22 protein-coding genes are annotated in these 23,963 nt (G+C 61.2%); 5 read left to right on the forward strand and 17 right to left on the reverse strand.

Going from position 1 to position 23,963, the window contains the following annotated elements; translation table 11 throughout:
• Positions 1–79 precede the first annotated feature (79 nt).
• On the forward strand, positions 80–649 hold the full coding sequence (gene phaR / locus AADA15_RS04755) for a polyhydroxyalkanoate synthesis repressor PhaR (protein WP_341640398.1): 570 nt from the start codon (positions 80–82) through the stop codon (positions 647–649).
• 242 nt (positions 650–891) lie between these two features.
• Here the strand turns inward: phaR and AADA15_RS04760 are convergent, their stop codons facing one another.
• The 15 genes from AADA15_RS04760 to AADA15_RS04830 all read right to left on the reverse strand — a co-directional run bounded on the left by AADA15_RS04760 (position 892) and on the right by AADA15_RS04830 (position 16,784).
• Positions 892–2,100, reverse strand: a complete 1,209-nt coding sequence (locus AADA15_RS04760; protein WP_341640399.1) for a DegT/DnrJ/EryC1/StrS family aminotransferase — start codon at positions 2,098–2,100, stop codon at positions 892–894.
• Between the two features lie 155 nt (positions 2,101–2,255).
• Positions 2,256–3,566, reverse strand: coding sequence for an NAD(P)/FAD-dependent oxidoreductase (locus AADA15_RS04765; RefSeq protein WP_341640400.1), 1,311 nt, complete (start codon positions 3,564–3,566; stop codon positions 2,256–2,258).
• 88 nt (positions 3,567–3,654) lie between these two features.
• Positions 3,655–5,013, reverse strand: coding sequence for a glutamine synthetase family protein (locus AADA15_RS04770; RefSeq protein WP_341640401.1), 1,359 nt, complete (start codon positions 5,011–5,013; stop codon positions 3,655–3,657).
• On the reverse strand, positions 5,013–5,693 hold the full coding sequence (locus tag AADA15_RS04775) for a type 1 glutamine amidotransferase (RefSeq protein ID WP_341640402.1): 681 nt from the start codon (positions 5,691–5,693) through the stop codon (positions 5,013–5,015). Before AADA15_RS04775 ends, AADA15_RS04770 begins: the two co-directional genes overlap by 1 nt.
• Before the next feature lie 56 nt (positions 5,694–5,749).
• Positions 5,750–7,069: a glutamine synthetase family protein gene (locus AADA15_RS04780; RefSeq protein ID WP_341640403.1), complete on the reverse strand. Its 1,320-nt coding sequence runs from the start codon at positions 7,067–7,069 to the stop codon at positions 5,750–5,752.
• A 146-nt stretch (positions 7,070–7,215) separates the two neighbouring features.
• Complete coding sequence (locus AADA15_RS04785) at positions 7,216–8,022, reverse strand: ABC transporter permease (RefSeq protein WP_341640404.1); 807 nt, start codon at positions 8,020–8,022, stop codon at positions 7,216–7,218.
• Entirely contained in the window at positions 8,019–8,900 is an 882-nt protein-coding gene (locus AADA15_RS04790; RefSeq protein WP_341640577.1) for an ABC transporter permease, read from the reverse strand. The genes AADA15_RS04785 and AADA15_RS04790 overlap by 4 nt, the downstream gene beginning before the upstream one ends.
• A gap of 128 nt (positions 8,901–9,028) precedes the next feature.
• Entirely contained in the window at positions 9,029–9,739 is a 711-nt protein-coding gene (locus AADA15_RS04795) for a transporter substrate-binding domain-containing protein (RefSeq protein WP_341640405.1), read from the reverse strand.
• Between the two features lie 43 nt (positions 9,740–9,782).
• Positions 9,783–10,574 (reverse strand): ABC transporter ATP-binding protein, encoded by a 792-nt coding sequence (locus AADA15_RS04800; protein WP_341640578.1) that lies wholly within the window; start codon positions 10,572–10,574, stop codon positions 9,783–9,785.
• Positions 10,575–10,718: 144 nt separating this feature from the next.
• Positions 10,719–11,501, reverse strand: a complete 783-nt coding sequence (locus AADA15_RS04805; RefSeq protein WP_341640406.1) for a phosphate/phosphite/phosphonate ABC transporter substrate-binding protein — start codon at positions 11,499–11,501, stop codon at positions 10,719–10,721.
• Complete coding sequence (locus AADA15_RS04810) at positions 11,498–11,938, reverse strand: tellurite resistance TerB family protein (protein ID WP_341640407.1); 441 nt, start codon at positions 11,936–11,938, stop codon at positions 11,498–11,500. Before AADA15_RS04810 ends, AADA15_RS04805 begins: the two co-directional genes overlap by 4 nt.
• Entirely contained in the window at positions 11,938–12,402 is a 465-nt protein-coding gene (locus AADA15_RS04815) for a tellurite resistance TerB family protein (protein ID WP_341640408.1), read from the reverse strand. Before AADA15_RS04815 ends, AADA15_RS04810 begins: the two co-directional genes overlap by 1 nt.
• 41 nt (positions 12,403–12,443) lie before the next feature.
• Positions 12,444–12,737, reverse strand: a complete 294-nt coding sequence (locus AADA15_RS04820; RefSeq protein ID WP_341640409.1) for a DUF1330 domain-containing protein — start codon at positions 12,735–12,737, stop codon at positions 12,444–12,446.
• Between the two features lie 175 nt (positions 12,738–12,912).
• Positions 12,913–16,050, reverse strand: coding sequence for a valine--tRNA ligase (locus tag AADA15_RS04825; RefSeq protein ID WP_341640410.1), 3,138 nt, complete (start codon positions 16,048–16,050; stop codon positions 12,913–12,915).
• A 290-nt stretch (positions 16,051–16,340) separates the two neighbouring features.
• Positions 16,341–16,784 (reverse strand): Lrp/AsnC family transcriptional regulator, encoded by a 444-nt coding sequence (locus tag AADA15_RS04830; RefSeq protein ID WP_341640411.1) that lies wholly within the window; start codon positions 16,782–16,784, stop codon positions 16,341–16,343.
• Positions 16,785–16,915: 131 nt separating this feature from the next.
• Between AADA15_RS04830 and AADA15_RS04835 the strand changes: the two genes are divergently transcribed.
• From AADA15_RS04835 to AADA15_RS04845, 3 genes are read left to right on the forward strand one after another with little or no spacing between them, the layout of a single operon-like run.
• Positions 16,916–18,067 carry a type III PLP-dependent enzyme gene (locus AADA15_RS04835; RefSeq protein ID WP_341640412.1) on the forward strand — a complete coding sequence of 384 codons (1,152 nt, stop codon included), beginning with the start codon at positions 16,916–16,918 and terminating at the stop codon, positions 18,065–18,067.
• A gap of 49 nt (positions 18,068–18,116) precedes the next feature.
• Positions 18,117–20,414, forward strand: a complete 2,298-nt coding sequence (locus tag AADA15_RS04840) for a xanthine dehydrogenase family protein molybdopterin-binding subunit (RefSeq protein ID WP_341640413.1) — start codon at positions 18,117–18,119, stop codon at positions 20,412–20,414.
• Entirely contained in the window at positions 20,392–21,474 is a 1,083-nt protein-coding gene (locus AADA15_RS04845; protein ID WP_341640414.1) for a T6SS phospholipase effector Tle1-like catalytic domain-containing protein, read from the forward strand. Before AADA15_RS04840 ends, AADA15_RS04845 begins: the two co-directional genes overlap by 23 nt.
• Positions 21,475–21,501: 27 nt before the next feature.
• Here the strand turns inward: AADA15_RS04845 and AADA15_RS04850 are convergent, their stop codons facing one another.
• Together AADA15_RS04850 and metF are read right to left on the reverse strand one after the other, a co-directional pair.
• A complete protein-coding gene (locus tag AADA15_RS04850; RefSeq protein WP_341640415.1) occupies positions 21,502–21,993 on the reverse strand; it encodes a PaaI family thioesterase in 492 nt (163 codons plus the stop codon).
• Positions 21,994–22,092: 99 nt separating this feature from the next.
• On the reverse strand, positions 22,093–22,962 hold the full coding sequence (metF, locus tag AADA15_RS04855; protein ID WP_341640416.1) for a methylenetetrahydrofolate reductase [NAD(P)H]: 870 nt from the start codon (positions 22,960–22,962) through the stop codon (positions 22,093–22,095).
• A 95-nt stretch (positions 22,963–23,057) separates the two neighbouring features.
• On the opposite strand from metF, the gene AADA15_RS04860 reads away from it, so the two are divergent.
• A complete protein-coding gene (locus AADA15_RS04860) occupies positions 23,058–23,963 on the forward strand; it encodes a LysR family transcriptional regulator (RefSeq protein WP_341640417.1) in 906 nt (301 codons plus the stop codon).

A 23,963-nucleotide genomic window follows, 5' to 3' on the forward strand; every position in this document is an offset into this window, starting at 1 on the left:
ATTCAATGCGCGAGGCTTTTCTTTTGTTCTGCGCTCGCATAGGGTTTTCTGCAGTGCATCATGTCTGGGGAGGTATGACATGGCGGAACAGGACAAGCCCCTGTTGATCAAACGCTACGCAAGTCGGCGCCTGTACAACACCGAAACCAGCGACTACGTGACGCTGGAAGATATCGCTGGGTTCATCCGGGATGGTCGTGAGGTCCAGATCGTTGACCTGAAGACCGGGGACGATCTGACGCGCCAGTACCTTCTGCAGATCATTGCCGAGCATGAAAGCCGGGGCGAGAATGTGCTGCCGGTGAACGTGCTCAACGATCTGGTTCGCAGCTATATGGTGCCGGGGGGCGGGGTGATGCCGCAATTCCTGCAGGCGTCCTTTGATATGCTGCGCGATAGCCAGTCAAAGATGATGGAGAATATGAATGCCATAAACCCGATGGCGAGTATTCCGGGGTTCGAGGCGATGAAGGCACAGCAGGAGGCCTTTCTCAAAGCGATGACAGGCGGCTTGTCGGGGGCATGGACGGGGGGCGCAAGTGGTCCAGAGCCCGAAAAAAAGGCTTCTGATAGTAGCGAGGAAGAGGATCTGGATGCGATCAAACGTCAGTTGAGCGAACTGCAGGACAAGCTGTCCAAGATCAAGTGATCCCGCCCTTTGCCTAAGAACCGCGGATGACACCGCAAGGAAACCCGGCTGCGCCGGGTTTTCTTTTTTTTGGGGGGCGCTCGCGAGATACAAATCCGGGCTGCTCCCGCCCGATCCTTGAACCAGCCCTGTCGGGCTGTATCGGATCCGTTGGGCCGGGCGCCGCGCAAGCGCGCGGCGCGTCATCGCCATATGGCAAACCGTATGGGGCCCCGTTGGGACGCCGTCTGTGGCGGGGCTGATCAGGCCGCTGCCCGTTCCATCGTTTCACTGACGGCGGAAAGGAGAATCTCGGAGATAACGTCCAGTTCGGCCTTGGTCAGGCGCACGGGCAAGCGTACATCGCAGGCCTTCATCAGCATGGCGCGGGTCTGGGGCAATTCGGGCAGGTCCGACAGAAACTGCCAGTTCCAGAAGGCCCGCGCGTTGTCTTCGGACAGGCCAAAGACCTGAACCTTGACGCCCTTTTCGGCCGCGGACGCTGCAAAGGCCCTGATCTCTTCTTCGGTCATGCCGACCAGGTTGAACTGGATGGAGTCCGGCGCGCGGCGCTCTGGCGGCAGCGGCGCTGGAACATCGAAATAGGGAGAGCCGTTCAGGCGGTCGGCAACATAGTCATGGTTCTTGAGGCCATCGCGCACACGCCGCGCAAGTTCCGGCAATTGCGGGCGGATCACGGCTGCCGAAAGGTTGCTCATGCGAAGGTTATAGAGCGGTAGCTGGTTCTGCCATTTGGCAAAGGCCTGAGCCAGATCCGGTGCATTTTCACCGCGTGGGCCTTTGTGCTTTTGCCAGTTGTGCTCATAGGCCCCCGACATGATCACCGCGCGGGCGACCAGATCCGCATCATCTGTGACCAGAATGCCGCCTTCGCCTGCGTTGATCATCTTGTAGGACTGGAAGGAAAAGCAGCCGACCCGTCCGATGGTGCCGATGTTCTTTCGGTTCCAGGTGGTGCCGAGCGAGTGGGCTGCATCCTCGATCACCGGGATGCCGCGCGCATCACATAGCTTCATGATCGCATCCATGTCCGAGGTATGGCCGCGCATGTGGCTGATGATCACAGCGGCGATATCCTGATCGAGGCGGACTTCGAAATCGGCCATGTCGATGCGATAATTCTCGCCCACCTCGCACAGGACCGGCACGCAGTCGGCATGCACCACCGAAGAGGGAACCGCCGCAAAGGTGAAGCCGGGGATCAAGACGCGGGCGTCGCGGGGCAGGCCCAGTGCTTTGAGCGAGAGGAACAACGCGGCCGAACAGGAGGAAACCGCGAGCGCATACTTGCAACCGATCAGATCTGCGAACTCCTGCTCCAGAAGGGCAACTGGCGCATCCTGGGGCGCCGTGTAGCGGAACAAATCGCCCGATTGCATCAGGGCATCGATCGCTTCACGAGCGGCAGCGGGGATGGGTTCGGCGTCGTGAACGTTGGGGGGCAGCGTCATATTTCAAATTCCCAAATGTTTCATTTCAATATTCTAAAACAGTGAGGGGGCAAAGCCAAGCGCCATGCGCCGAGTGTGGCCTCAGCACACCAAAAATTCACAGAACTGTTGCATTGCAGGAAGCGGGACCAAGCGCCCTTGCCCTCAGCCGGGGATCAGACGCCCAGGCGGTCGCGCAGGGCAAACCAGGTCATGGCGAGCACCAACAGGGGCGAGCGCATGCGCGGGCCGCCGGGAAAGGCTGGCGCGGGTACGCGAGACATGGTGTCAAACCCCTCGGCCTGACCTTTGATCGCCTGAGCCATCAGCTGGCCTGCGTGGGTGGCCGTGCCAACGCCATGGCCCGAATAGCCGGAGGCCGACAAAACGTTTGGAGCCAGCCGCGCAAGGTAGGGCATGCGCTTCATGGTGATCCCGAGCGTGCCGCCCCAAGCATAGTCCACGCGCACATCCCGCAGATGAGGGAATATCTGATGCATCGGCTTGCGCACCACCGCCTCGATGTCGGTGGGAAAGCGGTAGCCGTAGCTTTCGCCACCCCCGAAAAGGAGGCGTTTGTCGTGGCTGAGGCGGAAATAGTTGACCACGAATTTGCTGTCGGCCACCGCGACATCGCGGCTCAGTACCTCGGCGGCGCGATCGCCCAATGGTTCCGTTGCGACGATGAAGTTGTTAATCGGCATGACGCGGGCTGCGACCTGCCGATTGAGCCCGCCAAGATAGCCATTGCAGGCCAGGATCAGATGATCGGCTGTGACGCTTCCCGACGCTGTGCGGACCTTGACCTTGGTGCCCTCGGTGATGTCCAGCGCCTCGCTTTGTTCGTGAATTTGTGCCCCGGCCTGATGCGCGGCGCGGGCGAGGCCCAGGGCAAAGTTCAGCGGATGAAGATGCGCTGCGCCGTGATCGAGGAAGCCTCCCCGGTAGTCTGGGGAGGGACACAGCGCGTAACATGCCTGCTGATCAAGAACTTCAAGCTGATCATAGCCGTAGTGATCCTGCAGGTGGTGGGCATAGGCATGCAGATGATTCACATCCCCGCGCGTTGAGCCGGTCCAGGCCACGCCGGGTTTCAGGTGGCAGTCGATCTCATGTCGCGCGATCAGGGATTTGACCAGATCCTTGGCTTCTTCTCCCAGGTGCCAGAGCTTTTGCGCCTCGGTTTCCCCCATGAGGTCTTCAAGGTCTTCCTGGTCCATCCTCTGACCGCTGCCGAGCTGACCACCATTGCGACCCGAAGCGCCAAAGCCGACGCGGTGGGCATCAAGGAGCACCACCTTCATACCCGCCTCGGCGAGATGCAGGGCGGCGGAAAGCCCTGTGTAGCCGCCACCTACGATGCAGACATCGGCGCGAAGATCGCCCTGTAGTGCGGGAAAGGGAGCCGTCTCTGTCGCGGTCGCGGCGTACCAGCTGGCTGGGTAGTGGCCCTTGCGGTCGTTCGAATAGAGCAGGTTCAAGGCCATGGATCACCTCGTGCAGATGTGCGCGCCGGTTTCGGCGGCGCGTGTGGGTCGAGTTGCGGGGCCGCGTGGGCGGCGGTGTGGTCAAGGGTCAGACGTTCAGCAGCAGGTGCTCGCGCTCCCAGGGGGAGATGACCTGCAGGAATTCCTCATATTCGGTGCGCTTCACGATGCCGTAGACGCGTGCGAATTCGGGGCCGAGAATCTCGTGCAGCTTGGTGGCCTCGTCAAAAAGGTCCAGCGCCTGACCCATGACCTGGGGAATATCGCCTTCGCCTTCATAGGCGTCGCCCTTGAACTGGCGGCGCGGGCGCGCTTCTTCGATGAGCCCCAGATAGCCACAGGCTAGCGATACGGCGATGCCAAGATAAGGATTGCAGTCCATGCCCGCGAGCCGGTTTTCGACCCGGCGCGCGGCAGGGCTGGAGAGCGGCACGCGAATGCCCGTGGTGCGGTTGTCACGGCCCCATTCCAGGTTGATGGGCGCGGCGTGGTCTTTCACGTAGCGGCGGTAGGAATTCACGTAGGGCGCCATCACCGCGATGCCTGCGGGCAGGTGGTTCTGCAGCCCGGCGATGAAGTGATAGAAGGCATCGGTTTCACCGCCCTGCGGGCCGGAAAAGATGTTCTCTCCGGTTTCCTTGTCGATGATTGAGTGGTGGATATGCATGGCCGATCCGGGTTCATCCGCGATCGGTTTGGCCATGAAGGTGGCAAAGCAGTCGTGGCGCAGAGCGGCCTCGCGGATCAGGCGTTTGAAATAGAAGACCTCATCCGCAAGCTTGACCGGACTGCCATGGCGAAGGTTGATTTCAAGCTGGCCGGCACCGCCTTCCTGGGTGATGCCGTCGATCTCGAAACCCTGCGCCTCGGCAAAGTCGTAGATGTCGTCGATCACCGGGCCGAATTCGTCCACGGCGGTCATGGAATAGGCCTGCCGCGCGGCGGCGGGGCGGCCAGAGCGGCCCATCATCGGCTTGATCTCATGGGCGGGGTCGACGTTGCGGGCGACCAGGAAGAATTCCATCTCCGGTGCCACGACCGGCTCCCAGCCCTGGTCCCGATAAAGCTGGACGACCCGCTTCAGCACGTTGCGGGGAGAGCAGGCAATCGGATCGCCGTCCCGGTCATAGGCGTCGTGGATGACCTGAAGGGTCCAGTCCCCGGTCCAGGGCGCAGCCGTGGTGGTGGAGTAGTCTGGCCTCAGGATCATGTCCTTTTCAATGAAGCCGTCCTCGCCTGCCGCCTCTCCCCAGTCCCCGGTGATGGTCTGGTAGAAGATGCTGTCGGGCAGGTGGAAATACTCTTGCTTGTCGAACTTGCTGGCTGGCACCGCCTTCCCTCGGGCGATGCCGGGCAGGTCCGAGATGATGCATTCAACCTCGTCGAGACGACGGCCCTCCAGATAGGTTTTTGCTGCTTCGGGAAGGGCGTCGAGCCAGGCGGACATCAGGTCCTCTCTTTCTTGAAAAATTCTGCGAGGAAGGTTGCGATTTCAGGGTTGTCTACGGGGGTGTTCAGACCTTTGGAGGCGTTGTCGAGGATCGGGTCCGGCACCACGCCGCGACCGCGTTTCTCGATCAGGCCGCGCACGAAGTCGTTGGAAAACTCGGGATGTGGCTGCACGGTCCAGATGTGATCGCCGTAGGCCAGGATGCCGTTCTCGCAGAATTCGTTGCCTGCCAGGACACGGGCACCTTCAGGACGGGTGACCACCTGATCCTGATGCCAGGCATTGAGGGTGACGTCCTTGCCATCCTGCTGATAGGTCACATGACCCACCGCCCAGCCGCCATCGTATTTCGCCACGGTTCCGCCCAGGGCCTGCGCGATGATCTGATGGCCAAAGCAGATCCCGGCCATGGGCAGTTTCCTGGTGTTGATCTGGCGGATCAGGTCTTCGAGCGGGGGGATCCAGTCGTGCGGCTCATAGGCGCCGTGTTTCGATCCGGTGATCAGCCAGGCGTCCGCGTCTTCGGGTCCGTCAGGGAATACACCATCGACCACCGCCCAGGTTGCAAAGTCGAACCCATGCCCCCCCAGAAGGAGGCGGAACATTTCGTCGTAGTCGCCTGAGCTTTCGATCAGGTCCTCCGGGGCATGGCCGGTTTGCAGAATGCCGATTTTCATAGGTCACCAATTTGATCAAATTAACCGTAGCCGATGCGTTGCGCTCGGGCAAGGGATCATACGGCTTCCAGCCAGGACAGCCAGTGGCCTTCCTTCGGGCGGGATGAAAACTCGGCCAGTTCCTGCCGTTTTGTCATCACAAGATTGCGGATCGCCATTGCAGGCAGGATCCGCGCAATCAGCGGGTCGCTTTCGAAGAGGTCGATCGCCTCGTCCCAGCTCGAAGCAAGCTGGGGCAGGCCCTGGATGTCATAGATATTGCCACTGGAGGGGGCAGGGGGCTGCATTGCGTCCTCGATCCCGACGAGGGCCGCGCCCAGAACGGTGGCCAGCATCAGATAGGGGTTGATGTCGCCGCCTGCCGCGCGGTGCTCGATCCGCCGCGCCTTCGGGCTGCCGCCGGGAATGCGGATGGCGGCGGTGCGGTTCTCATAGGCCCAGGCGGCGCTGGTAGGCGCATGGGCGCCGGGAATCAACCGGTCATATGAGTTGCCATGGGGGGCAAAGATCAGCGTGCTGGGGGGCATCGCCGCAAGGCACCCGGCAACGGCGCTCAACAACAAATCCGATCCTGTCTCGGTGCCATCGTCAAAGATGTTGTTGCCAGCCTCATCCACCACCGAGAAATGCACATGCATGCCATTGCCGGCTTCTTCGGCATAGGGTTTGGCCATGAAGGTGGCTGCAAATCCATGTTTACGGGCCAAACCTTTTACCAAAGCCTTGAACAGCCAGGCATCATCTGCACAGCGCATGGCGTCCTGATGGTCGAGGTTGATCTCGAACTGCCCGAGCCCGGCTTCGGAGATTGCGTCTTTTGCCGGGATGCCCATTGCTTCAGCGCCTTCATAGACATCCGAGAAAAAGGCATCGAAGGCGTCAAGCTCGGCCACAGAGAGGACCGATTGCTGGTCCAGTTCGCGTCCCGTGAGCGGATCGATCGGCGGTCCGGGCTGGGCGCCGGCGTCATCCACGAGGTTGAATTCCATTTCCGTGGCAGCAACCACTTTCCAGCCGCGCGCAGCATATCGCCCAAGCACTTCCGCCAGAACCTGGCGCGGATCGCCAAGGAAGGGTGTCCCATCTTCCAGCACCATGGTCATCGGAATGAGGGCCGACGGGGTGCTGAGCCAGGGCATGGGAACCGCGCCCCTTTCGGTGGGCAAGAGGATGCCATCGGCATCGCCGGTCTCGAAAACCAAGGGGCTGTCTTCGATGTCGCGGCCCCAGATGTCAACGTTCAGCACCGAAACCGGCATGCGGGCGGTGCCGTCGTCCAGCTTGCGCGCAAGCTGCGCGGGCATACGCTTTCCGCGCATCTGCCCGTTCATGTCACAGGCGGCAATGCGGACGGTTCTGAGGCCTGAGAGATCCATGGGGGGCTCCATTGTTGGTGCTCATAGTTCTACCCGAGCCAATCAAAGACGCAATCAAAATTTGATCAAAAATTGTCGCAGGCGGATCTGCGCACAAAAAATGGCCCCCGAAGGAGCCAATTTTTGTTGCTGCGCAAGAGGCGAAATCAGCGGATAAGGTTTGGCCTCAGCCTCATTTTTGTTCGGCGCTCCTGCGGGATATGGCGGTTCAGTCTTTTGTTCACGAGGCCAAACAGCCCTATGATCAAAAGCGTCAGCAGGATGAAGTAGAAGGCCAGAATCGGGTAGGGGATGAAGGGGTTGAACGTCTTGTCCGCAAAGTAATTCGCGTAGTAGAGCGCATCGCCCTTTTGCCGCCATGCTGGAAAACCGGAAAAGAACACCAGCGTTGTGGCATGGAAAAGGAAGATTGCCTCATTCGTGTAAGACGGCCAGGCCAGCCGCATCATCGTCGGCCACATGATCCGCCGGAACCGGTGCCACCCCGACAGGCCATAGGCATCCGCCGCCTCGATATCGCCCTTGGGGATGGAGCGCAGCGCGCCATAGAAGATCTCGGCGCTATAGGCCGAGGTATTGAAGAACAAGACCACCAGCGCCCCCAGCCAGGCTGATGAAAATGCGTCGAGGATTGGGGAGAAGCCCTTCAGCTCAAGGAACAGGAAGTAGGCAAAGAAGAACTGGATGAAGAGCGGTGATCCCCGGAACACAAAGATGAACCACTCCGCCGGTTTGCGCCACATGGCGGAGGGGGAGTTTTTCGCCACCGCCAGAAGGTTGGCAAAGAAGAACCCGCTGATGACCGCGAGGGTGCCGAAATAGATGTTCCAGATCATCCCCGATCCGATCAGGGTGAAGTGTTCGCACAGGGTAAAGTCGCTGCGCGGCAGCAGGCGTTCCCCATAACCCAGCGAGCGGAAGGCGTAAGCCTGGATGGTCTCGATACAGCTCATGCCGCTTTCCTTTGCGCTTCTCCGCCAATGGTGGCCTGCCCATGTGAAAGCCGCGCGGAGATCCGAGCCAGAACCATCTCCGAGACCTTCGTGAAGGCGAGATAGAACACCAAGAGCGCGAGGAAGTACCACATGCGCCAGTCGTCATGGGGGTAGTCGGTGAATTTGGCTGTCTTGCTGCCGCCCAGCTCGCGCGCCCAGTAGACGATGTCCTCAACACCGAGGAGGAACAGAAGCGGCGTCGCCTTGATCAGCACCATCCAGAGGTTCGACAGGCCCGGCAGGGCGTAGGTCCACATCTGCGGCACGGTCACGCGCCAGAATGCCTGCCGACGGGTCATGCCATAGGCCTCTGCGGTTTCGATCTGCGCCCGCGGGACCGCGCCCATGGCGCCATGAAGGACGTTTGCCGCAAAGGCGCCAAAGACGATGGCAAAGGTCACCACGGCAAGGGTGAAGCCGTAGACCTCGTGGATCCACTGGGGAGAGGTGCCCAGTGGCATCTTTGCGATGTCACAGACAAGAAAATCGCTTCCCTGGCGGATGGGTTGATCCCAGTCCGGACACTTGATCTTGTGGCGCAGCCATTCGATGCCCTGGTCCAGAGCGATGACAAAGAACAAAAAGAAGGCGATGTCGGGCACGCCGCGCACGACGGCGATGTAGCCCTTGCCCAGCCAGGACAGAGGCAGAAACCGCGCGCGGGCCGCAATGGCGCCGCCAAAGCCGAACGCCAGCGCCAGCGGAGCCGTGATGGCCAGCAGCAAGAGGACCGTCCCGAAAGCGAGATAGAATCCCATGTGCTTTCCGGTGGTCAGGTAACATGACAGCCACTGGAGACCTTCCAGGCTGGCGGGGTCTGAGCAATAGGAAAAGATGGCTGACCTCGTTGTCTATGTCACCCGCATCCCTCCTTGTGGAGACGGATCATGCGCGCAACGGTGATAATGCAGCAAAGGGGAGCATCGCCCCCCTTTGCCAGTCATTTGATACAGGCAGGCAGAGCTTACCAGGTTCCGCCCACTTCCCATTTGGTGATCAGTGCGTTCAGGCTTCCGTCTTCCTTCATCGACGTGATGGCGGCGTCGAATTTTGCGCGCAGCTCGTCATCGCTTTCGCGGAAGGCCATGCCGATGCCACCGCCCAGCGGCACGTCGTCGCCTACAAACACCAGCTCAGAGCCTTCGACCTGCGGTTCCAGGAAGTCCTTGTCGGCCAGAACCGCATCGGCTTCGCCGGATTTCACGGCAGCGATGGTTTCATCCGGGGTGGGGAATTCCACCAGGGTCGCGCCAGTGTCGACCACGTGGTTGGCCTGGATGGTCGCAGTCTGCGCTGCGATGACGCCACCGGTCAGGTCCACATCCGCCGACAGGGCCGCATAGGCCGAGGGAGACGGCGGGGTGTAGCCCTGGGTGAAGTCGACCACTTCTTCGCGCGCTTCGGTGATCGACATGCCGGCGATGATCGCGTCGTAGTTGCCCGAGGTCAGGTTCGGGATGATCGAATCCCAGTCGTTGGTCACCCACTCGCAGGTCAGCGCGGCGCGCTTGCACAGCTCATCGCCCAGCTCGCGCTCGAACCCGTCCACTTCACCCTTGTCGTTGATGAAGTTGTACGGAGGGTAGGCGCCCTCGGTGCCGAGGCGCACGGTATCGGCCAGGGCAACGCCCGCGGTCAGGGCCAGGGCAGCGGTGCCGAGAAGAATGGATTTCATGAGGTTACTCCCGTTTGGTTGGTTTGTTTGTTGGTTGTTTGACTTAGCGTCTGGTCGAAGACAGGAACCCGCGCAAACGTTCCGAGCGGGTGTTGCCAAAGACCTCGTCCGGCGGGCCCTGTTCTTCGATCAGCCCCTGGTGCAGGAAGACGACGTGGTCGGAAACATCGGCAGCCATGTTCATATCGTGGGTCACGATCATCATGGTGCGGCCTTCGGCGGCCAGGTCTTTGATGACCCTCACCACTTCCTGCTCGAGTTCTGGATCGAGCGCCGATGTGGGCTCGTCGAACAAGAGCGCTTCGGGCTCCATGCACAGGGCGCGGGCGATGGCGGCGCGCTGCTGCTGGCCACCTGACAGTTGCGCAGGATAGGCATCGCATTTGTCGCCGATTCCAACCTTGTCGAGGTATTTGCGCGCAGAGTCCTCGACCTCGGCACGGTCCCGTTTCAGCACGGTGAGCGGGGCTTCCATGACATTCTGCAGGATCGTCATATGCGACCAAAGATTGAACTGTTGGAACACCATCGAAAGGTTGGTGCGAATGCGCAGCACCTGATTGGCATCTGCCGGACGGCGGCCTTGGCCGCTGCCTGTCCATTTGATCGGCTCCCCCTTGAAGAGGATCTCCCCCTCCTGGCTGTCCTCCAAAAGGTTGCAGCAGCGCAGAAGGGTGGATTTGCCCGAGCCGGAAGAGCCAATGAGCGAGACAACCGAGCCGCGAGGCGCCGTGATGTCAACACCCTTGATGACCTCCAGATCGCCATAGGATTTATGCAGGCCGCGGATCTCTAGAACGGGCGTTGTCTGCGTTGCTGGCGTCGGGGCGGGCATGAGAGCGGTCAAGGTGTGCATCGTCCGATTGGTAAAATTCTGTCTTATTGGACTCAAAAAAAGGCGGAATGCAATGTGCAAACCGTCAGATCACCGTGTGAACCCGGCGAAACGGCCAGCAGTGCTGCCAAAACGGACGTGGCCTCAGGCGTTTTTCCGTGCCCGTATCTTTTGTCCCGTCAAAACCGGACCTGGCGGTGTCGCAACAGCCAGATAATCCGCCATGGGGATCGCGACGACTCCCTTCAGATGCAGTGTCTCGGCCGTCTGCGCATCTAGCTCAGATATGGCCTGTGCAATCGCCTGAAAAAGCGGTGCAGGATCATTGCCAAGGGCGGTTATGAAGGGCAGTCCGGGCGTATTCACGGTGCGGTCAATGACCTCCAGATCGGCGGCGAAATCGTCGTATTTCTGGATCATCTGCCAGGACAGGATATCGAGGCAGGCAAAATCCGCGCGGCCCTCTGCAACGGCTTTGGCCGAATCCTGATGGCTGCCGGTTTCAATCAGGCTGCCAGGCAAGAGGCCCGCATCCTGCATGTGAATGATCGGCCCCGCCCAGCCCGACTGTGACAGGCTGTCGTTATAGGCAAATGCCTTGCCGTCAAATCCCTGCAAGCCGCCGCCGCTGCCTTTGCGGGCCACAAATACACTGTAGTAATACCCCGGCGGGCAGCCTTCATGCCCGTAGTCGGGGGTTCCGACAAGCTGCACCTCGCCGTAAAGGCGCGTGCGCAGGGGGCAACCGCAGGTCTGTCCCAGGACGAGGTCCTTTGCGGTCCAGGCGCTCCAGGCATCCTTTGTGCGATCCGGCGCCTCGGGCAGGTCATCGTAGAGGCCCTTGAGCGCGTCGCGAATGGCCCCCCAGAACCTGTCATTGGCAGCAGCGGTCTCCGGGCGGTCGTACATTCCAAGATGGGTGATCACAGGCTTGCCTCCGCACGTTGTCGCGCCAGAGCGCTGTCCCGGTCACTGACCCCCAAGAGGCTGGCAGAAAGGCGCAACAGACTGTCCTCGCCTGCGTCCCGCTTCCCATCGGCAAGCACCACCTGCCAAAGGGCTTCGATTACGCCGATGCGATCCTCATAGCGCACGGCATCCTTGATCGCGCGGGTGAAGCGGACAGTGTCGGGGGCCTCGGCCTCCATTGCTTCGGCCTCTTCGCGCAGGATGATCGCACCGCCCATGTCCAGCCCGTAGCGCGACTGGTTGATGCGGTCGATCCGGTCCTTTTCGACCTCGGAATAATTGTGGTCCGAGCGCGCCACCCGCACCAGAAGCGCACAAAGCGCAAGGCGGGCGTCCGTATCGTTCAAAGGCGCATCCGCCGGTGACAGCAGACGGTTAAGAAGATCCCGGAACATCATTTGGCATCCTCTGGGGTTGGGGCAAGCTTCTGCAGGGCGCGCGCTCGCGCGGTCTGGCTATCGGCATAGGACAGCCCCATGGCCTTGCGGGCATCCTCGACGATCTTGACCTCGCCTTCCTGTTCGTTGCCGTCGGCCAGCACCACTTCCCACAGGGCGTCCAATGCCGCCAGGCGTTCTTCCAGCCCTGTTGTTTCACGGATCAGGCGGCCGAAGGTGTCGGTTTCGGGCGCCGCTGCATGAAGTTTTTCACAATTGGCGCGCACCTTTGCGGCTTCGATGGCGTTGTGCTGGTAGACCCGCGCCAGAATCCGGTCGATCAGGCTTATCTCTTCCAGCTGATATTCCCGATCGGATTGCGCGACGCGCACCATAAGCGCACCAAGGGCCAGTTCAGCATCCGGGTCCGGCAGAGCCGGGGACTGCGGCGGGCGGAAGGCTTGAAAGAGCTTTTTCAGCATGAGGTCAGTTGATCCTGCAAATGAATGGCGGCCAACGGCGCTTAGCCATCGTAGCCTTCGATGATCTCCATGTCCCCTGTAGAGACCGGATCGCGCAGAGCCTTGGCATCCTGATAGGCGACGGAGTCATAGCAGGCCTTGGCGGTCTCGAAATCCTTGAATTCGATCACGACGGTGCGGGCGCGCATTGTACCTTCGCGCACCTCTTTCGGACCACCGCGGACCAGAAATTTCGCGCCATATTCCGCAAAAGGCGCCGCGTTTGCGGCTACGTAGTCCTTGTACCGCTCCATGTCGTCAACATCGACGTGGGCCACCCAATATCCTTTTGGCATTCGGAATCCTTTTTCTTCTTTTCGCCAAGCTGAAACAGGTGGAGCGCAAAGACAATGGCCGGCTTTGGCAGAATTTCCCCGTTCCCTGTGTCAAAATCTCAAGAATACGTCAGAAAAGGCAAGTAAATTCAAAGGAAGCCGCCCGCACGCGGCGGGCGGCTCTGGAATTGCCGTCTCAGCCAATCTCGGAAAGGCGTGCAAGCGCCTCCTTGATCCTGGTTTCTTCCTCTTCGCGCGCGGCAAGGTTTTCTCGCGCTTCTTCCACCACTTCATCCGGCGCGGAGGCCACGAACTTGGGATTGTTCAAACGGCCACGCAGGCCCCCCAGTTCCTTTGCCAGCTTGCCAAGGGTTTTCTCAAGGCGCGCCTTTTCCTCGTCGATGTCGATGATATCGGCGAGCGGCAACCCGAAGGAGGCACCGGGCGCCGAGATCGAAACGCAGCCCTTGGGCAGGCTGTCGACCTTTGTCAGGCTGTCGATGCGCGCAAGCCGTTTGATCAGCGCCTCGTTGCGGTCCCAGGCGGTCTGGGCAGCGGCGTCGATCTCGGTCACCAGCATGGCGACTTTCAGGCCCGCAGGCACATGCATCTGCGCGCGGGCGGAGCGGGTGTTCTCGATCACCGAGATGACCCAGTTGATTTCGCGGTCGGCGTCGGGATTGACCAGATCGGCGGCGGTGTAGGTGGGCCAATCGGCGTGGACCAGCATCTTGGCGCGAGTGCCTGTCTGCCCCCACAGCTCTTCGGTGATGAAGGGCATGATGGGGTGCAGAAGAATCAGACACTGATCCATCACCCAGCGCATTGTCTCGCGGGTCTCGGCCTGGGCTGCGGCGTCATCGCCCTGCAACAGCGGTTTGGACAGTTCCACATACCAGTCGCAGACCTTGCCCCAGACAAAGGCATAAAGCGCCTGCGCCGCATCGTTGAAGCGGAAGGCCTCAAGCGCTGTATCCACCTCTTCACGCACGCGAGCGGTCTCGCCGATGATCCAGGCATTGACGGCCTGCGCGGGGTTCAGATTCGCAACGGATTTCTGCGGCACCGCATCGGAGAAGACCTCGTTCATCTCGGCAAAGCGGATGGCGTTCCACAGCTTTGTGCCAAAGTTCCGGTAACCCGCGATGCGCTGCATATCGAGTTTCAGCACCCCGCCAAGCGAGGCCATGGCCGCATTGGTGAACCGCAGCGCGTCGGCGCCATATTCGTCAATGATATCCAAGGGGTCGATGACATTGCCGGTGGATTTCGACATCTTCTTGCCCTTGGCATCGCGCACGAGGCCATGGAGGTAGACGGTATCAAACGGGATCTGATCGACGACCGCCAGCTGCATCATCATCATGCGCGCCACCCAGAAGAACAGGATGTCCTGCCCCGTGACCAGGGTCGAGGTCGGGAAGTATTTTTTCAGCTCCTCGGTGTCCTCGGGCCAGCCCAGAGTGCCGATCGGCCAAAGGCCGGAAGAGAACCAGGTGTCCAGCACATCGGGGTCGCGCCAGACCGGGTAGACCAGTTTGGTGGGATCCTGCGTGGTCTCATACTCTGCCAAGGCAGCCGCGAAGGCATGAACGGCCTCGGCGCGGGTTTCGACCTCAACCACAGCGGCGTGGTTCAGCGGGGCGGGCAGCCCAACGAGGATGTCGTCGAACTGCGATTTGACGCTGTCGAAATCGGCGGCGCAGTGGCGCGGCTCTTCACCGATCAGCAGCTTCTGCTCCCACATCAGGCGCAGGCTTTCGACCAGATCAAGGGCGCCGTCGCCTTCATCGTCGGTGAAGCCTTCACCGGACAGATCGAAGCCATACCAGACTGGAATCTGATGACCCCACCACAGCTGGCGCGAGATGCACCAGGGTTCGATGTTTTCCAGCCAGTGATAATAGATCTTTTCCCCGCTTTCCGGCAGGATCTTGACGGTGCCATCCTTCACGGCCTCCAGCGCGGGGCCGACGACCTTTCCGGCGTCCACGAACCACTGGTCGGTCAGCATCGGTTCGATGACGACCTTGGAGCGATCCCCAAAGGGCTGCATGATCGGTTTATTCTCGACCAGCGGCACAAGGGTTTCGACCTCGTTGCCGTCCTCGTCCTTGCTGGTCTCCTTGACCATCACGGCGAGACCCTCGGCGGTGATCTGCTCCACCACCTTTTTGCGCGCCTCGAACCGGTCGAGGCCCCGCAGGTCTTCGGGCACAAGGTTGATGGCGTCGGCCTCAGCCTCGGTCAGGGTTTGCTCGCCCTTGGCGACAGCCATGGCGGTGGTTGCGGCCTCGGCATAGGGGGCGCCGTCTGCGCGCATCGCGCCCTTGGTGTCCATCAGGCGGTACATCGGAATGCCGCCGCGCTTGGCCACCTGATAGTCGTTGAAATCATGGGCGCCGGTGATCTTCACGGCACCGGATCCGAAATCGGGATCGGGATATTCATCGGTGATGATCGGGATCAGGCGGCGGTGTTCCTTGGGGCCGACGGGGATCTCGACCAGCTTGCCCACGATGGGGGCATAGCGCGCGTCATCGGGGTGAACGGCCACCGCGCCATCGCCCAGCATGGTTTCAGGCCGGGTGGTGGCGATGGAGATGTAATCGCGGGTCTCTTCCAGCGTGACGTTCCCGTCCTCGTCCTTTTCGACGTAGGTATAGGTCGCGCCATTCGCGAGCGGGTATTTGAAGTGCCACATGTGGCCCGCGACCTCGATATTCTCGACCTCAAGGTCAGAGATTGCGGTCTCGAAATGCGGGTCCCAGTTTACCAGCCGCTTGCCGCGATAGATCAGGCCCTTGTTGTACATATCCACGAAGACCTTGATCACCGCATCGTGGAAATTGCCCTCTTCGCCCTCAGGGGCACCGGGGGCGCCGGACATGGTGAAGGCGTTGCGCGACCAGTCGCATGAAGCGCCAAGGCGTTTGAGCTGATTGACGATGGTGCCGCCGGACTGGCTTTTCCACTCCCAGACCTTTTCGAGGAAGGCGTCACGGCCCAGTTCCGCGCGCGAGGGCTGTTGGGTGTTCGCGAGTTCTCGCTCCACCACCATCTGGGTGGCGATGCCGGCGTGGTCCTGGCCGGGCTGCCAGAGCGTGTCGAACCCCTGCATGCGCTTCCAGCGGATCAGGATATCCTGCAGCGTGTTGTTGAAGGCGTGGCCCATGTGCAGAACGCCGGTGACATTGGGCGGCGGGATCATGATGCAATAGGTGGAGGCCTCGGGCTTTGCGTTTGCGCCGGCCTTGAAGCAACCGGCCTTTTCCCAGGCGTCATAAAGGCGGCTTTCCGCCTCGGCTGCGTTGAATGTCTTTTCCATCGCCATCGGTTTGGTCCTGCGTGCGTGTCATTTTGGATCGCTTCCTCCCTTACAGAAGGGGGCGGCAAAGGGAAAGTGGGAAGGCGGGGTAGGGGCGGCGCAGGGGAAACGGGCGGGCCGGTTACGCGGGCTTAACGGCTGGCGGGTACTCTGATTCATTAAGAGAACAGCGGGCCCATCCCTCCTCCCGCAATTCACTAAGCCGCCCGGCCGGACTTTGATGCGGGAAACTGCAAAGTTGGCCGGGCGCACTATTTTTTCAGAACTTTCCGTGTTCTTTTGAGGCTTCCGATGGGCTAGCCGCGTGCCCCGCTGCGGTCCAGTTTGGTGGCCAGGTGGATCAGGCTTTCCGAAGAGCGCACGCCACGCGCCTCGCCGATGCGGTCAATGGTTTCATCCAGCTCATCGGTGGTTTGTGCCACCACCTGTGCCAAAAGATCGAACCGCCCCGATGTTGTATGCACGATCTCAACCCCTGGCAGGCTGCGCAGGCGGGCCAGAACCTCGGGCCCGCTGCGCGGTTCGATCGAGATTAGCACTGTGGCCTGCAGCGGCGGGCGCACCGCGGGCGAGAGCTTCAGCGTGTAGCCAGAGATCACGCCAAGGGTCTCAAGTCTCTCGATGCGCGTCTGAACGGTGGTGCGGGCCAGCCCAAGATGTCGGGCAAGCTCGGCTACAGAGCGCCTCGCATTGTCTCGCAATAGTGTCAGCAGGTGCCGGTCGGTATCGTCGATCTGCATCATTCAGCCGAAGTTATGACGGAAATTTCCGTCACTTTAGCAAAAGTGACGAGGGGAATCGACGTGCAAAAGAGCGAAACTGGTAAAAACACTCAAAACACTTGCAGACCGTCAAACGAGGCCCTGATCCGATGCAGCATATTCCCGCGCTTTGGCTTGATCCTGAAACCCACCTAGCGCGCCGCGCCCCGGATCATCCGATCCTCTATTTTGCGCCGCAGGTGCTGCATCAGGTTGCAGACCGTTTTCTGCGCGGCTTTCCGGGGCTGGTGACCTATGCGGTCAAGGCAAATCCCCATCCGGCGGTGCTGTCCAACCTGGTCGCGGCGGGGGTTTCTGCCTTTGATGTGGCCTCGCCCGCGGAAATGGAGGCCGTCCGCGCGGCCAGCACGGATGCGGTGATGCATTACAACAATCCGGTGCGTTCGGAGGCAGAGATCGCTGCCGGGATTGCCCACGGCGTGGCCAGCTGGTCGGTGGATGATGCAAGCGAACTGGAAAAGCTGCGCGAGGTTCCGCGCTCCTGCGAGATCGCCGTGCGTTTTGCCCTGCCGGTTTCAGGCGCGGCCTATGATTTCGGCAGCAAGTTCGGCGCCGCCCCGGAAGAAGCGATTGCGCTCTTGAAAAAGGTATCTGCGATGGGCTGGACAGCCGCCTTGTGTTTCCATCCCGGAACGCAGTGCGAGGATGCGGCGGCCTGGGTCGAATACATCCACGCGGCACGCGGGATTGTTGATGCAGCGGGGGTCAAGGTCGCACGGCTCAATGTGGGCGGGGGTTTTGCGGCCAATCGCGATGGCAAGGCGCCGGACCTGGAGAATGTCTTTGCGGCCATAGGTGCTGCTGTAACCGAAGCCTTTGGCAGCGAGGCGCCTCAATTGATCTGCGAGCCGGGCCGGGCGATGGTGTCGGAGGCCTTTACCCTTGCAGCCCGCATCAAAGGGCTGCGCAGAGGGGGCGAGGTGGTCTACCTCAACGACGGGATTTATGGCGGGCTGGTGGATATCCGCGACATGGGTCTGCCGGGACGTGTTGAGGTTGTCAGTTCTGACGGGCAACACAGATCTGCGGTGCGCAAACCCCGCATCGTTTTTGGCCCCACCTGCGACAGTCTGGACCGTTTGCCGGATGGTCTGCCCTTGCCCGAGGACAGCGTGATCGGGGATTATGTGCTCTTTCCCGGGCTTGGTGCCTATTCTTCCGCCATGAGCACCCAGTTCAATGGCTATGGGCTCTCTGACGTGGCGACCGTGATCGCGCTCTCTGGACAAGCTGGCCGCTAAGGCTAATGTCGGCCCCAAAGCAAGCATCACGCGCGCGGAGGGGACGAGCATGCAGAAATTCGGTAAAAGCCAGCCAGTCAAACGCACCGAGGATGTCCGGTTCCTGACCGGTCACGGGCAATACATCGAAGATGCGGCACCGCAGGAGGCCCTGAGAACCTGGGTCTTGCGCAGCCCTGTGGCCCATGGGGTGATCACCACTCTCAACACCGATGATGCCCGCGAGGCGGACGGCGTTCATATGGTTGTGACCTATCAGGACTACGTGGATGCAGGGTATGACACGGGTATGGATGGCATCCTGATCAAGAACCGGGATGGCAGTGGCGCAGCAGCGCCGCATCGTCCGATGCTGGCCCATGACCGTGTGCGTCACGTCGGGGAGCCGATTGCCGTTGTTGTGGCCGACACGCTCGATCAGGCACGTGATGCGGGCGAGATGATCGAGCTGGAGATCGACGACCTGCCGGTGAAACTCGACATTGCGCCGGGCGGAGAGCCGCTTCACCCGGATGTGCCCGACAACCGGGCCTTTGATTGGGGCATTGGCGATGAGGCCGCCACCGAAGAGGCCTTTGCCAAGGCGGCGCATACCGTGTCACTGCAAGTCGAGGACAATCGCATCATCGTCAACTCGATGGAGCCGCGCGGCTGTTTCGCCGAATGGCGCGAGGGCCGCCTGCATTTCACCTTTGGCGGGCAGGGGGTCTGGGGCGTCAAAGGGAACCTTGCGAAGAAACTGCGCCTTGAGGAGGAGCAGGTCCATGTGGTGACGCCGGATGTCGGCGGTGGCTTTGGCATGAAGTCCCAGCCCTATCCCGAATATTACGCGGTGGCCCACGCGGCCCGCGTTCTGGGGCGTCCGGTGCTGTGGATCGGGGACCGCTCGGAATCCATGCTCTCGGACAATGGCGGTCGTGATCTGACGTCGCTCGCAGAGCTGGCCTTTGATGAGGATCTCAAGATCACGGGCTACCGCGTTCACACGCTCTGCAATCTGGGTGCCTATAACGCGCCGTTTGGGCAGATCATCCAGACCACGCTGTTCAGCAAGGTTCTGACCGGTGTCTATGACATCAAGACCGCGTGGCTGCGTTCCGAGGGGATTTACACCAATACCACGCAGGTCGATGCCTATCGTGGCGCGGGGCGCCCCGAGGCGATCTATGTGCTGGAGCGCGTGATGGACCGCGCCGCGCGCGAGCTGGGCGTGGATCCGCTGGAGCTGCGCCGCCGTAACTTCATCGCGCCAGCGTCCTTCCCCTATCCGACGATCGTCGGCGAAACCTATGACGTGGGAGACTTTGGCCGGGTGCTGGATCGCGCGGCCGAGGAAGCGGATCTTGGGGGCTTTGCGGACCGCAAAGCTGCCGATGCAGCCAAGGGCCTGCTGCGCGGCGTAGGCCTCTGTTACTATATCGAAAGCATTTTGGGTGATCCTTCGGAAGGTGCAGAGGTCGAGTTTCTGGAGGATGGCCGGGTGAATATCTATGTCGGCACGCAAAGCAACGGACAGGGGCATGAAACCGTTTATGCCCAGTTCCTTGCTGACCAGACCGGCATCCCGGCGGACCGGATCACCGTGGTGCAGGGCGACAGCGACCGGATTGCGCGCGGCGGCGGCACGGGCGGCTCCCGCTCTGTCACGACCCAGGCCAACGCGGCGCTGGCCACGGTGGACAAGATGATCGAAGCCTTCACGCCTTTCCTTGCGGGTGAAATGGGCGTCGAGGAAGATGCGATCGAGTTTGATGGAGAAACCTTCCGCGCACCGGGATCCAACCTGACGCCAACCTTCGTGGAGGCCGCCGAGATGGCCCGCGCGCAGGGCCGTACCGACCTCATGCGTCATTCTGCGCGGGCCACGCTGCCGGGGCGTTCGTTCCCGAATGGGGCCCATATCTGCGAGGTGGTGATCGATCCTGAAACCGGCGCAGCGGAGGTGGATCGCTACACAGTGGTTGACGATTTCGGCAACCTGATCAACCCGGCGCTTGCCGAAGGGCAGGTCCATGGCGGCGTCGCCCAGGGCCTGGGGCAGGCCATGCTGGAACGCGTGGTCTACGACAGCGAGGGGCAGCTGCTCACGGCATCGTTCATGGACTATGCCATGCCAAGAGCCTCTGATGTGCCGATGATGGGATTTGCGACCGAAGCCGTGCCCTCCACCCAGAACCCGATGGGGATGAAGGGCTGCGGCGAGGCCGGAACGGTGGGCGCCATGGCGGCGGTCGCCAACGCGGTTCAGGATGCGGTCTGGGCGCGCGGTGTGCGCCAGATGGACATGCCGTTCACGCCGCTGAAACTATGGGAAGTACTGAGGGATGACACTATCGCGGCTGAGTAAACGTCTGCTTGGATGGCTCGGACGGCCTTTGCGGTCCGAGCATTCCGGCGAGACCGCGATGCGTGGGCCGCAGGCCCATGTGATCATTCTGGATGGCACCATGACTTCGCTTCGGCCCGGCGAGGAGTCCCATGCCGGGCAAACCTATCAGCTGTGCCGCGAAGGTGGCCCAAAGGTGTCCGTCTTCTATGAATGTGGCGTGCAGTGGAACGGCTGGTCCAGCGCGCGCGATGTGATCGTTGGCAAGGGAATCAACCGCCAGATCCGCCGCGCCTATGGCTACCTCGCCTCGCGCTACCGGCCCGGCGACAGCATCTACCTGATCGGCTACAGCCGGGGCGCCTATGCGGTACGCTCGCTCGCCGGGGTGATCGGCGAGGTTGGCCTCCTGCGCCCCGATCACGCGACCGAACGCAATATCCGCACCGCTTATCGCCACTATCAGGAAGGGCAGGATCCAGAGGTCGCCCGCGCGTTTCACGATGCTTATTGCCACGAGACCACGACGATCGAGATGATCGGCGTCTGGGATACGGTAAAGGCGCTGGGCTTTCGTTTTCCGATCCTTTGGCGCTGGGCCAAGGATCCGCATGGGTTCCACAATGACAGGCTTGGCCCTCATGTTAAGAACGGCTATCACGCCCTTGCCCTGGACGAGACCCGCGATGTCTTTGCGCCCGTTCTTTGGTCCTGCGAGGATGACTTCAACGGCCGCGTGGAGCAGATGTGGTTCCGCGGCGCCCATGGAGATGTGGGAGGTCAGCTGGGCGGGAATGAAGAGGCACGGCCGTTGGCAAATCTCTCGCTTGTCTGGATGCTGGAGAAGGCCGAGGATTGCGGTCTGCCTCTGCCGCAGGACTGGCGGATGCGGTTCCCCGTGGATCCCGGCGCGCCCTCGGTCGGAACCTGGCGGGGTTGGGGGAAGATCTTTGTGCTGCGCAGCAGACGTCGCATCGGTAAGGACCCGAGCGAGCGGCTGCACAGCAGCGCCAAAGGGTATGTGATCAAGGAACCCCGCTCATCCTGGCGCATGCCTTGGCCCTTGCGCGCGACGCGCTAGCAAGCAAGCGCTGAGGCGAGCAGGGACTCAGCCCTTTGCAGGCGGCAGCTTCATCACGATACAGGTGGTTGATCCCGTGGCATAAAGCTTGCCATCCTCGACACCGCGGATTTCTCCGTGTGCAACACCGGTCGAGCGGCCCACGTGATCTGTGACGCCGGTGCAGTCTACCGTAACGCCCAGCGGGATCGAGCGCAGGATATTGATCTTGTATTCCAGGGTTGTGTAGGCCGACCCCTTGGGAACGCGGGTCATCACGGCGCAGGCCATGGCGCTGTCCAGGAGGGTGCCATACCAGCCGCCATGAACCGTGCCCATGGGGTTGGTGTAGGAAAACTCCGGCGTGCCCCGGAACACCACGCGCCCGTCTGAAACCTCATGCAGGCGATAGCCAAGCTGCGCGCCAATGGGCGGGCCGGGCAGCTTGCCATCCAGAATGCCCTGCATGAACTCCAGGCCTGACAGCTTGGTGATTTCTTCCATAGGCAGGAGATCAGCCTGGGATTTTGCGGTGAACATCAAACGCCTCCTTCATGTGAATTGCCCGGCGACAGGGCCGGGCAATTCACAGTTCCATTTTGGAATGAGGCTAGGCGCGCATCACAGCGCCAGCAAGTCTTACGCGACGTTCTCGAGCGAGACCTTGGGGGTGATGCCAAGGGCAAAACAGACATCGCGGGTCAGCTCGGGGCGGTTCAGCGTGTAGAAATGCAGTTTCTCGACGCCGCCCTCTAGCAGCTCGGTGCACAGCTCGCTGCACATCGCGGTGGCCAGCAGATCGGCGCGATCATCGCGGAGGGCCTTTTCAAAGGCGTCCTCGACCCAGGCGGGGATCTTGGTGCCGCAACGGCGGGCAAAGTTGCGCGCGCCTTTCCAGTTCTCGATCGGCAGGATGCCGGGAGTGAGCTTGGAACCATCGATCCCGGCCTTCTCGCAGGCATCGCGGAAACGGAAGAAGGTTTCCGCCTCAAAGAAGAACTGGGTCAGCGCCTCATCCGCGCCCGCGTCCAGCTTGCGCTTGAGCCAGTCCACATCGGCCTGAGCGGTTGCGGCCTCGGGGTGCTGATCCGGGTAGGCACCGACACGAATGGTGAACTTACCGGTGTCGGCCAAGGCCTCAATCAACTCGACCGAATTGGCAAAGCCTTCGGGATGAGGGGTGAATTTGCCTTCGCCTTTTGGCGGGTCGCCCCGCAGAGCGACAATCTCGGACACCCCTGCCTCTGCAAAACGGTCTGCGATTTCAAGCGTTTCCGCCTTGGTGGCCTGCACGCATGTCAGATGCGCGGCCACATTCAGGCCCGAGGATTTGTGCAGCGTTGCAACCGCGTCGCGGGTCAGATCGCGTGTGGTGCCGCCCGCACCATAGGTGACGGAAACGAAACGCGGGTCGAGCGGCGCAAGTGTCTGAACGGTGTCCCACAGGCGGAAGGACGCTTCCAGCGACTGCGGGGGGAAGAATTCAAAAGAGATGTCAGGGGTCTTCATTTTCGGGATCTCCGACTGATTTGACCCCTTGTCGCATAGCCTGCATTGTGAAACAAACTCATAATTCTCAAGAACAACATGAGCGGCGCGATAGGATGCATCTCGAATTTCGTCACCTTCGAACGATCAAGGCCATTCACGAGGCGGGCGGGCTTGCCCGTGCGGCCGAGCAGCTGAACATCACGCAAAGTGCCCTTAGCCATCAGATCAAGGGGCTGGAGGATCAGGCGGGGGTCGAGCTGTTCTTGCGGCGCTCCAAGCCGATGAAGCTCTCGGCGGCGGGCTTGCGTCTGCTCCGGTTGGCTGAGCAGGTGCTCCCCCAGGTCGAGGCGGCGCAGGCCGAATTCTCCAACCTTCGCGACGGGCACGCCGGGCGCATGCATATCGCCATTGAATGCCACGCCTGTTTCGAATGGCTCTTTCCGGTGCTCGAAGCCTTTCGCAAAAGCTGGTCGGATGTGGATGTGGACATTCGCCCGGGTCTTGCCTTTGACGCGCTGCCTGCCTTGCAAAAGGAAGAGGTGGATCTCGTGGTCTCCTCCGATCCAGACACAATTGCGGGTGTCGAGTTCATCGAGCTTTTTGACTACAACCCTGTGTTTGTGGCGTCGTCCCACAACCCTCTGGCCGACAAACCTTTTGTGGAGGCTGAGGATTTTCGCGATCAGACCCTGATCACCTATCCGGTGGAAAAATCGCGCCTGGACGTGTTCAGCCAGCTTCTGATCCCGGCAGGGGTAGAGCCCGCATCGATCCGGCAGGTGGAGTTGACTGCGGTGATTCTCTTGCTTGTGGCCTCCAACCGGGGTGTTTCGGTGCTGCCCGATTGGGTGGTGCGCGAGGTGAAATATTCATCCGACTACGTGACACGCCCGCTTACGAAAGACGGCATCACCCGCAGGCTTTATGCGGCGGTGCGCAGCGAGGATCGTGACAAGCCCTACATGCAGGAACTGATCCGATTGGCCAAGGTCGAGGCACGCAAGCTTCAGCAGCAGTAA

It is taken from the genome of Phycobacter sedimenti (assembly GCF_038148855.1).
GTDB lineage: Bacteria > Pseudomonadota > Alphaproteobacteria > Rhodobacterales > Rhodobacteraceae > Phycobacter > Phycobacter sedimenti.